The sequence below is a fragment of the Vibrio sp. 1F279 genome, from assembly GCF_041439815.1.
In the GTDB taxonomy this organism is placed as follows: domain Bacteria; phylum Pseudomonadota; class Gammaproteobacteria; order Enterobacterales; family Vibrionaceae; genus Vibrio; species Vibrio tasmaniensis_A.
Window position 1 is genome coordinate 1 of sequence record NZ_JBGOOU010000076.1, and the last position, 6,373, is coordinate 6,373.

7 protein-coding genes are annotated in these 6,373 nt (G+C 42.8%); 1 reads left to right on the forward strand and 6 read right to left on the reverse strand.

Annotated features, from left to right (window positions below):
* Positions 1-150 precede the first annotated feature (150 nt).
* The 6 genes from ACED60_RS24920 to ACED60_RS24945 are packed head-to-tail and all read right to left on the reverse strand — an operon-like array spanning position 151 to position 6,015.
* Positions 151-996, reverse strand: a complete 846-nt coding sequence (locus tag ACED60_RS24920) for a DMT family transporter (protein WP_016800130.1) — start codon at positions 994-996, stop codon at positions 151-153.
* Positions 997-1,007: 11 nt separating this feature from the next.
* Positions 1,008-2,282, reverse strand: a complete 1,275-nt coding sequence (locus ACED60_RS24925) for an opine metallophore biosynthesis dehydrogenase (RefSeq protein WP_016800129.1) — start codon at positions 2,280-2,282, stop codon at positions 1,008-1,010.
* Positions 2,279-3,058 carry a hypothetical protein gene (locus ACED60_RS24930; RefSeq protein WP_016800128.1) on the reverse strand — a complete coding sequence of 260 codons (780 nt, stop codon included), beginning with the start codon at positions 3,056-3,058 and terminating at the stop codon, positions 2,279-2,281. The genes ACED60_RS24925 and ACED60_RS24930 overlap by 4 nt, the downstream gene beginning before the upstream one ends.
* An 8-nt stretch (positions 3,059-3,066) precedes the next feature.
* Complete coding sequence (locus ACED60_RS24935; RefSeq protein WP_017103898.1) at positions 3,067-3,834, reverse strand: ABC transporter ATP-binding protein; 768 nt, start codon at positions 3,832-3,834, stop codon at positions 3,067-3,069.
* Positions 3,834-4,898: a FecCD family ABC transporter permease gene (locus ACED60_RS24940; protein WP_371728681.1), complete on the reverse strand. Its 1,065-nt coding sequence runs from the start codon at positions 4,896-4,898 to the stop codon at positions 3,834-3,836. Before ACED60_RS24940 ends, ACED60_RS24935 begins: the two co-directional genes overlap by 1 nt.
* The gene (locus tag ACED60_RS24945; protein ID WP_371728682.1) at positions 4,891-6,015 is read right to left on the reverse strand and encodes an ABC transporter substrate-binding protein; all 1,125 of its coding nucleotides are present in this window, start codon (positions 6,013-6,015) and stop codon (positions 4,891-4,893) included. The genes ACED60_RS24940 and ACED60_RS24945 overlap by 8 nt, the downstream gene beginning before the upstream one ends.
* Positions 6,016-6,208: 193 nt before the next feature.
* Here ACED60_RS24945 and ACED60_RS24950 point away from each other — a divergent pair.
* On the forward strand, positions 6,209-6,373 hold a 165-nt coding region (locus tag ACED60_RS24950; protein ID WP_371728683.1), incomplete at its 3' end, for a transposase.

Sequence of the window (6,373 nt, forward strand, 5' to 3'; positions counted from 1 at the left end):
TTGAACAAGCTTACTGGGTTAGGTATGCCTGAAACTTGTCGTATTGACTAAAAAGTATGCGAAACGGGGTGCATCTATCTCTAAATTTAATTACGCAACAAAGCCTTCCCTACTCTCTTTGATTAGTTTGTTTTCTTGGTGGTACTCAGATCATTGAATAATATTTTTTTTCTTTAGCGAGAGGGAAATAGATGTTGTTATTATTATAAGAACGCCACATGTGCTCATCCAACTAGGGATTTCATACCAAAAAATAACCCCCCAAAGTATATTGAAGACCAAGCCGATATAGCGGGTGACTGCAACTACAGCGGCGTTTTCATGACTGAATGCCTTTGTTAGGAAAATTTGCCCAATGAGCGAAACAAGACCAATGGCAATTAGATAAATCCACGCAATTCCCTGTGGAACCACAAACTCATCCCTCATCAAGTAACCGGATACCAACATCGAAGTGAAAAGAAAATAAAACACAATCTCGTAAATATGGTGCCTCTTACTCAGGTGGCGAATAGTGATAGAGGCAGCCGCCGCAAAAAAAGCACTCGCCACCCCTGAGAGGGCATACAAATTAAATGTGTCGAAGCTAAATGGATTTACAATTAAGGTAACTCCAACCAAAGTGAGCGGAAAAAGGAATGCTACTTTTTTAGGGGCTTTTTCTCCCAAAATTAGGTTGGAAAGTAATATAACGAAGAACGGGGACAGGTAAGCCAAAATCACGGCGTCCGCTAGCGGCATGTGGGTAATCGCGTACACAAAAGCGAGCAGATAAAACGCCCCAAACAGGCCACGAAGCAAAAGCATTGGTATGCCCGTGGTAGAAAACCTGATACTCGCTTTCCACATTAAACCTAAAATCAGAACGGTTCCTATTGCGCTTCGGAAGAAGACAATTTCAGAGCTTGGAATCGTCAAACTGGCCGCTTTAATAAGTGCGTTCATGACACTAAAAATGAACGCAGAAAATATAGTTAACGCTACACCGTTGTTCATGATGGGTTTCTTTAAAGGTCGTATGATAGACGCACCCAACCAAGGTATTGGTGCGCTTGAGTGCGGGACTCTTCAATCAAATGGTGAGGGAGTTGAGAGCTACTTAACCAAGATTCGAATATACCTAGCACACGGTTAACGCTCGGTAATGCAATCCCATGCGCTCTGCCTAAGACTTGAAGCCAGTAAAGATTCTGTATATCTTCTTTAGGTATTCGAGGTAAAGACAACTTGCCTTTTTCCACCTTACCTTTGGCATAGGGCACGGCAGAGAAGTTGAAGTAGCACCCATTTTCATCCGGCTTAGAAAAAGGATCGATCAGAATCGCGCTGTATCGTACGTAAACCAAATATTCCTGCGCTATTGGAGTGAGCGACATAAACTGCTCAATTTGACGACGACGAATGGTTTCTGGATGCACAGGGTAGTTGTCATCATTGAGAAATTGTAACAAGTTAAATGGTGTTCCGTTAAAGTGAAGCATCAATCTTGATATATCGCGCCATAGCTCAACCAAAATGTGGATGGTTTCGGTTGTGATCGGTCCCTCAGGGAAAAGTTTGTACATGTACTTAACTTCTCTCGTCTCACTTAAGATATGATTGAGCGAGAAAGGGGTCATAAAAAATGCGGGATGAACGAAAGAGGTAATGTTTCGTCCTTCTACGCTAAACCCATTTTCCAACTCGACAACTTCAACACCGATATCCGCTAAAGTTTGAGTCAGTAGCTCTAGGACAGGGCATTTTTCTTTACTTGAGTAAGCATAAATACGTTTTTTAACCGCTTTGGTAAGGACACGAACGCCAGCTTGTTCCGTTATAAATTTAGTGGCCGCAAAGTAATTGGAAAATATCAGTACGTTGGGGGTTAAATTAAGTTCTGAAAACAAGCCTTTTACAATCCGGTGCCCACCAAATAAGGATGAAATGAGGACTACTATTTTTGTGGAACTCAAACACGATTTAGGTAAAGCCAATAGAACCGCTGAATAAGCATGAGATGGGGTGCCCAGAACCAACGTATCCCATTGTCCGCTTACATCGCGTAAATCTTCAAAAACCGCATCAAATATCACCTGCCCAGCCATTCGCTTCAAAGAGGATTTGGCAGCGATAATATGCGCAATACGTTCGTTGTGTAAGCTTTCGAACATCGGCTGCCAGCGCTCTGATGAGCGGTTTACTAACCCAAGTTGCTCGCACTGGTTTCTGATGATTTTTGCTGTCTGAAATGCGGCTGGCCCTGTGCCAACGATTAACACTTTTCCTAATGAAAGAGTCATTTTGCGCGCTCCATCAAGACGGTGTCATATATCGCTGCATCGTTATGGATCTGTTGTGTTTCCCACCCATCCATTAGGTTTGGGTTGAAAGGGTAATTGAAGGCGGACTTTAAACCATTACCGAATCGAACTAATACTCGGTGAGAGTGGTTAAGATGAGGTCTAAGCTGTCTGAGTTGTTCCCATTTATGTTCCACTAAAGAGGCTACTACAACATGAGTTGGCCGGAAAGAGGCAAACTCAGTGATTAGATCTTTGCAGCTAAAAGTGGTTGACAAGTTGAGTTGGTTGGCCATTTTCACTGCCTGCTCATCAAGATCTATACCGTGCACGAGAGCGCCTGTGCTCTGAGATATAGTGAAAGCAGAAACCGGATAGGACCCTGAGCCAATAAACAGGACTCGAGAGTTGCTTTCAATTCCTGCTTTTTTTAGTTCAATTTTTGTGTTTTCAGAAAGTTGGTATAAATATTCGCTGATGTCGATTTGATGCTCTCTGGCACACTGAGACTGATGTTTTTCCAATAAACACAGAGCTTTTACAGCAGTTTCACGAAGCTGCTTGATTAAACGATCGTACTCAGGGGTCATATCAAAATCATCGCTAATGGTTTTAAAATTTTCTTGCAAAATCCAAGCGCAAAACTCATCAATTTTTTCTTGCAAAAGGACAAAACATTCACAATTTTCAAGGCTGTAATGAGTCAGGGTTTGAATTTGAGATTCAAACGTGGATAGAGAAACTAATAAGTGATATTGCCTTTTATTCATTGCCATAAGAATGCCTAATCTGTTTTAAGGGCTCGAACTGGGGTGACGTGGGTATGTCCATGAACGCAACAACCTACGTCCACATGAATCTGATAGATTTTCCCCAGCCTTTCAGAATCGAGCACGTCTTCTGGTTTACCGCAATATTGAACTTCACCATCATTCATTAAGAGAAGATGGTCGCAGTATCGAGCAGCGAGAGAGAGGTCGTGTAGGACCGCAATTGTGATGATATTTTTGGCTCGGGTATATTGACGAACAAGGTCTAAAATTTGGACTTGATGCTTGAGATCTAAGGCGCTTGTTGGTTCATCTAAGAGCAATACCTTGGGCTCAGCAACAAGAGATTGCGCCAGTGAAACCAGCTGTTGCTGACCACCGCTTAGTTGAGAAAACTGTCTAAGGGCGAGATTTCTCAAACCTAGATAATCAAGGATGGCGTCTGCTTTTTGTTCTTGTTCAAATGTGATGTTCCAGCTCAGTTGATGAACCAAGCCCAGTAAGACAAACTCAATAACCGTTAATTGACAGGGAGATTTGTTGAGTTGACATAGGTACGAGAAGGATTGTAGCGGTAATCTCAGCCCGTCCTCCCCACTTGAATTAATCTTCCCATCAGAAGGAATGATGCCCATGATAGCTTTGAGCAATGTCGTTTTTCCTGCGCCATTGGGCCCTAAAATGGCGGTAAATTTGCCACCCAAAAAGTGGGCATCTACCTTCTTTAAAACGAGTTTTCTTCCAATTGGAACGGCAAGATTTTCTATTGAAAGCGACGTCATTAGATAAACCTCCTGCTTATCAGAAAATAAAGAAGGATCGGCACACCGACTAAGGAGGTGACGATACCAATTGGTATGATAGTGCCTGGGACAATCAACTTAGCAACAAGAGACGAGGTACATAAAAGCAACGCTCCCATTAATGCCGCCAAAGGTAAGTAGAAACGCTGATCTTCGCCTATTAGCATTCTTGCTAGGTGAGGAGCAACCAAACCAATGAAACCAATGGTTCCGACAAACGACACTGCTCCTGCAGTTAATAAGGAACCCAGTAAAAACATCTGTAGTCTTAACTTGCTGGTCTTTATTCCCAAGGCGAGTGCACGCTCTTCGCCTAAAGTGAGGGCGGTGAGTGCCCATACCTTAGATAACGCAAAGACCAAACCGAACAGGAAAACGGCTCCTGAAACAAAGAAGGACAACCAACTCGCCTTCAGTAGACTGCCAAATAACCAAAAAACAATTTGCTGCAGCACTTCTGGTGATGCCAAATATTGAATTAATGACTGTAAAGCCTGGAAAAAGAAGAGAACGACAATACCTGCCAAAATCAGGATTTTTGCGTCCATATGTCGGCTGCGACCAATTATGTAGATCGCCATACTCGCTAATCCAGATGTCAAGAAAGCGGCAAACGGCACGCCTAACCAATGCAAACCAAATACTGAAAAACCGGTTAAAAAAGCTATGGCTGCACCAAATCCAGCAGCAGCAGAGATACCAAGGGTATACGGACTGGCAAGTGGGTTGGCTAAGAGGGTTTGCATTAGACCGCCAGCGAGGCCGAGTGAGGCGCCAACCATAAGACAGGTGAGAGTGATGGGTAACCGAAGTTGCCAGACAATAAGTGTTGATAAGCTGTCACCAGAGGGACCACCTAGGAGGGCTTCAACAACTTGTTCAATGCCTAGCCACGATGAGCCAGTACCAAGATCGAATAAAGCGGAAAAACTCGTTGCCAGAAAAGCGCCTAGCAAAATCTTAATTCTTTGCTTCTGCATTCTTTGATAAATAGCGCCGCTGGAATGATTCAGGTCAGACGATGCTTTCATGCTTTCATTCATGAGTTACGCCCACCTGAATCATGAAAGTGCCTTTGAGCGCTTGCGGCATGTAGTCCCTAAAAAATTCTTGGTGCAATTTCTTAGGTTCAATATCTTTAAATGCTTCTGGGTAAATAGACTTTGCTAGATACAACAAGAAAACGTGGTCGTAAATAGTACGTGTTCCTGAGTGGTATATACCGTAGACGTCACCATTTTTAACTGCCGTCAGTTGATTCCAGCCAGCACGATTTAGGTAGGGGCGGTATCTAGTTTGCGCTTCTTCCATTGTGCTGTTGAAACCAAGCAGGGCGCTGTCGTTATGTTTAACCCAGTGAGCACCGGATATAAAGATCACTTCTGGATCTTGACTCAAGATATATTCAGGCGTTAGGTGGGCAGAACCTTCAAACATCCCATGGGCAAGGTTATCGGCCCCCGCCATTGTCAAAAGGTTGCCCCACATTGTCGTCGAGTAAGATTTACCGTATTCATTTGGTCCACCTGTACCTGCTTCCACATACACACGGCGTGCCGTGTGGTTTTCCAGATGCCTCGTAACACGTTGTTTAACCATGTTTACTGTGTTTTCGTATTCCGTTGCAATCGATGAAGCGCGTCCTTCTGTCCCCATTACTCTGCCTATAACACGTGTGCTAATGACGTGTTTTTCAAGCGTTTGAGCATTGAAGTCTACAACGACAACTCTGATACCATTCTTTTCAAGTATTTCAACTTTTTCACCAAGGGATTGATATTGCCACGCCGCAAGAAGTGCAACATCAGGTTTAGTTAACAAGAGTTTTTCGAAATCAAAAGTACCTGTATAAAGAGAACCTGAATCAATAATCGTTTCTAACTCAGGAATGATTTTTTTATAGGTGGTCCATTGAGATTGACGGTAATCTTTCCAAGAGTGTCTTGGGAAAATAGCCACTTTTTTGTAAGCATCTGGTCCAGCGATCGCTAGGTAATCCTCAAAATAAAAACCTAGGAAAATTTTTTCTGCCGGCTTTTCTAAAGAGATGTTTCTACCGAGCACGTCTTTGAACTGAAGAGCTGTAGAAGCAGAGGCCATGTCACCCAAAGCCAAAGTTGCCAAAAAAAGTGCTTTTACTTTTAAAAGGTGTCCTTTCATTCCCTCGACCTCAAATAGAACACTAATTGTTATAATGTAACAATGGTTCTAGGGTTGAAAAGATATATATTTATTATTTATATCTATTAAATATAAATAATAAAGCTAGGTGGATTTGTTGTTGCGTAATTCAATGGAACTAAATCAAGAACCTACGATATGATCAGCTACGTCCACTCTCTCTCGTAGCTCTATGTCTAAACCTCGTTACAAAACAACCAACAGGAAGCAATACAACCAATCGCTCATTAACCGTGGCTCTCTGACTTTTTGGATTGATGAAGAGGCAATAAGCGGTTGGGCGCAAAGCAAACAGAATAAGCGCGGTAGGCCACGTCGATTCAGTGATTTAGCTATC

Bases quoted from the DNA above. Each gene is read 5' to 3' on its own strand.
- ACED60_RS24925 (WP_016800129.1), bottom strand. From the start codon at position 2,282: ATGACTCTTTCATTAGGAAAAGTGTTAATCGTTGGCACAGGGCCAGCC.
- ACED60_RS24940 (WP_371728681.1), bottom strand. From the start codon at position 4,898: ATGAATGAAAGCATGAAAGCATCGTCTGACCTGAATCATTCCAGCGGC.
- ACED60_RS24935 (WP_017103898.1), bottom strand. From the start codon at position 3,834: ATGACGTCGCTTTCAATAGAAAATCTTGCCGTTCCAATTGGAAGAAAA.
- ACED60_RS24920 (WP_016800130.1), bottom strand. From the start codon at position 996: ATGAACAACGGTGTAGCGTTAACTATATTTTCTGCGTTCATTTTTAGT.
- ACED60_RS24945 (WP_371728682.1), bottom strand. From the start codon at position 6,015: ATGAAAGGACACCTTTTAAAAGTAAAAGCACTTTTTTTGGCAACTTTG.
- ACED60_RS24930 (WP_016800128.1), bottom strand. From the start codon at position 3,058: ATGGCAATGAATAAAAGGCAATATCACTTATTAGTTTCTCTATCCACG.